Raw genomic sequence first — 2,893 nt, forward strand, 5'->3', positions numbered from 1 at the left:
CCCCGGCCGCCCGGCGCCCGCGGCGCCCCGCACCGGCACCACCGCGCCGCAGTTCTCCGACCGGCAGCAGGTCACCGCCGGGACGGGAGTCCCGGGACCCCGCCCCGAACCCGCACGGCGTCGCCGCCCGGAGGCGAGGATCAGTCAGCGTGTCATCCCCCGCGACCTGCGGCCTCTGTCCCTGCGGGACGAACTCGTCGAACTCGGTGGCCTCTTCCGCGCCTACCAGAGGCGCGCGGAACCCGACCTGGCGATGCTGGCCGATCTCCAGGAACGCAAGGCCCGCGCCTTCCTCGCCTGGTCCGATGCCAGCTGCGACGTCACCCTGCGGCTGGAGGCCCAGCGCGCCGAGCAGGCCGCCGCCGTCATCCGCCGCCAGCACCTGCACCGCACCGGCGAGGTCGCGGAGGGTGAGGAACCGGGCGTGGCACGCCTGCTGAACGTACCGCAGTGGGAGTACGCGCGCTCCGTCCTCACGCACGTGGCCGGCCACACGCCGCTGCCCGGAGCGGAGGCGCGGCTGCTGGTGCTGATGCTGACCCTGCGCACCGCGCACACCGGCACCGGCAACCTCGTCGGCCAGGACGTCACCGGGCTGGGCCTGACCGACCCGGAGGACCTGATCGGCAAGCTCACCGGCTGCGGCTGGCTGGACATCCCCGGCACGGTCGGCGACCTGCTCGCCTCCCGGCCGGAGAACCCCACCCCGGTCACCGTCCCCTCCCTGGTGCCCGGCACGGACGGGTCGGGCCCCTTCACGTTCGGCAGGAAGACACGGCCCAAGCTCTCCGGCTGGGCCCAGAGGGTCGTCTCGGACAAGAAGCTCCGCAAGGCGAAGGCACCCGCCGGCATCCGGCTGCTCGCCCTGACGCTGGCCACGTCCACAGACGACACGGGACGCCTCGGACCCGGCGGCCAGGGCATCCCCCTGAACACCCTCGCCACCCGGGTCCCGGCGGACGCCGGTGAACTGCGGTACCTGATCGACCGGTTGACGGCAACGGACTGGCTCGCCGAAGCCGCCCTCACCGACACCCACCTCACCGGGCAACTGACCGAACGCGTCCTCCCCCTCACCTGCCCCTACAACGAGTGGCTGTGACCCTCGGCCATCACTCGGTGGGATCCACGTTCCATGCTGCGGGCAGATCGCTGTCGCAGAAGACGCAGACGAAGTCTGCTTCGCGCACGATGTTGTGCTCCTGGCAGTCGGGCACCGCCGGAACACCGCCTCGTGGGTGAAGCAGGAGGGCCGCCGCAGCTCTGCGAGGTGGATACCCTCTGCGCCGATCTGGCCACCTGAGAGCCGAACACCGCGTGACCACCCCGCCGGTGGCGAACAGGCGGAGGCACGGCACCGATGGCGTCGGTGACGCCGAACGGATCCGCCCTCGCCCACCCAGGCCCGTACGGCAGTCACCACCTGACCAGAGGCAGCAGCTGCGGCCCGGGCAGATACCGGGCCAGCACCTTCCGAACTGGTGACACACCCGGACCGGGCCCATCGGGCCGGCTCATCCCATAGAGGGCGTGCCCTGCCCAACGGGCGTCCGCCCCCGGACGTACAACACCTCCCCGTACAGGCGTCGCCGCTGGTGACACGCCCGTCGCGGCCACCACGCTGACGGCATGCACAGTCCTTCCCCGCAGCGGCCCCGGCTGCTCTCCCTGTTTCCCATGCCCTCCGCCGAGTTCGCGATGGCGTTCACCTCGACCCCGCGCGGCGCCCGCCTGGCCCGGCTGTTCGTCGCACACTGCCTGGACTCCTGGGGCCACCCGCACACCGGCAAGGTCGACGAGACACTGACCCTGATCACCGCCGAGCTGTGCGCCAACGCCGTACAGCACGGGCGCGTGCCCGGCCGGGACTTCCATGTCCGGCTGGCCGTGGAGGCGGACGGTGCGCGACTGCGCCTGGAGGTCTCGGACACCCGCGCGGAACGACGCCCCCTCGTCGCCTCCCCGGCGGATCCGGACGCCGAGTCCGGCCGCGGTCTCCTCCTCGTCGCCGCCCTCGCCGACGACTGGGGCGTCACCGACCGTCGCGGCGGCCCCGGCAAGACGGTGTGTGCGGTGGTGCGGCCCGCGCCGGACCCGCATGGACCCCGCGTGCGCTGTCCGTGACCCGGCGACCCCGGTGCGGCCGCGCAGGAAGTCCGGCGCGGGCCGCGGCAGCACATCACGACCAGACGAGCCGCCCTCGGGCGACCCCGCAGACCGGATGGCGTCCATCGGCCACCTTCGTCAGCACCCGGCCCACCCACGACGCAACTGTCCACCGCGGAGATGTGACCGGGTGGGTACCGTCGACGAGCTCGGCGAGGACGGCTGCGACACGGAGTTCCTGCACGACGCGTGGACGCAGATGATCCTCGGCCACGCCGTCACCTCCCGCACGGACTGCTTCCGGGCCCGCCGCGCCGGACACGGCCGCGCGGACACCCGTGCCGATCGCGCGGAGATCTGGCAGCCCGCGGAGCGATTCATCCGGAGGCCCGCGGAATTCTGCGCGGAGCCCACCACGGCGCTCGCCATCGGTCGGTCACGGAAAACACCACGAGGGCCGCGACCCTCAGGTCGTGGCCCTCGAAAGGCTGTGTGTGTCCGAGGGGGGACTTGAACCCCCACGCCCGATAAAGGGCACTAGCACCTCAAGCTAGCGCGTCTGCCATTCCGCCACCCGGACCAGGTGTCTGCCGCCGCGCCGGGGTGTCCCCCGCAGCGACGTGGACAACCATACCAAGGTTTCACAGCGCCTTTCACCTGCGTTTCCTTCCCCGGCCGGCCCGCGCCGGCACCCCCGCCGTCCCTGTGGGACCGCCGGCGGATTCCGGAGGGCGGAACGCGGCGCCGGCGTGTGCGTCCCGCCCGGTCCCGGCACCGGCGGAAGTGC

The 2,893-nt window shown here is 72.9% G+C and carries 3 protein-coding genes and 1 tRNA gene; 2 read left to right on the plus strand and 2 right to left on the minus strand.

The annotated features are described in order from the left end of the window. Together B9S61_RS24355 and B9S61_RS24360 are read left to right on the plus strand one after the other, a co-directional pair. Positions 1-1,102, plus strand: a 1,102-nt coding sequence (locus tag B9S61_RS24355) for a hypothetical protein (protein WP_181007504.1), incomplete at its 5' end; no start/stop codon positions are given. A gap of 527 nt (positions 1,103-1,629) precedes the next feature. Further along, positions 1,630-2,124: an ATP-binding protein gene (locus B9S61_RS24360; RefSeq protein WP_103544162.1), complete on the plus strand. Its 495-nt coding sequence runs from the start codon at positions 1,630-1,632 to the stop codon at positions 2,122-2,124. A 55-nt stretch (positions 2,125-2,179) separates the two neighbouring features. Here the strand turns inward: B9S61_RS24360 and B9S61_RS41700 are convergent, their stop codons facing one another. Both B9S61_RS41700 and B9S61_RS24370 read right to left on the minus strand, forming a co-directional pair. Further along, positions 2,180-2,380: a hypothetical protein gene (locus B9S61_RS41700; protein ID WP_219819953.1), complete on the minus strand. Its 201-nt coding sequence runs from the start codon at positions 2,378-2,380 to the stop codon at positions 2,180-2,182. A 221-nt stretch (positions 2,381-2,601) separates the two neighbouring features. Then, positions 2,602-2,686, minus strand: a tRNA-Leu gene (locus tag B9S61_RS24370). Positions 2,687-2,893: the final 207 nt, after the last annotated feature.

It is taken from the genome of Streptomyces sp. SM1 (assembly GCF_002910825.1).
Taxonomy (GTDB): Bacteria; Actinomycetota; Actinomycetes; order Streptomycetales; family Streptomycetaceae; genus Streptomyces; species Streptomyces okerensis.

Coding starts and splice junctions, on each gene's coding strand:
- B9S61_RS24360 (WP_103544162.1), top strand. CDS start 1,630: ATGCACAGTCCTTCCCCGCAGCGGCCCCGGCTGCTCTCCCTGTTTCCC.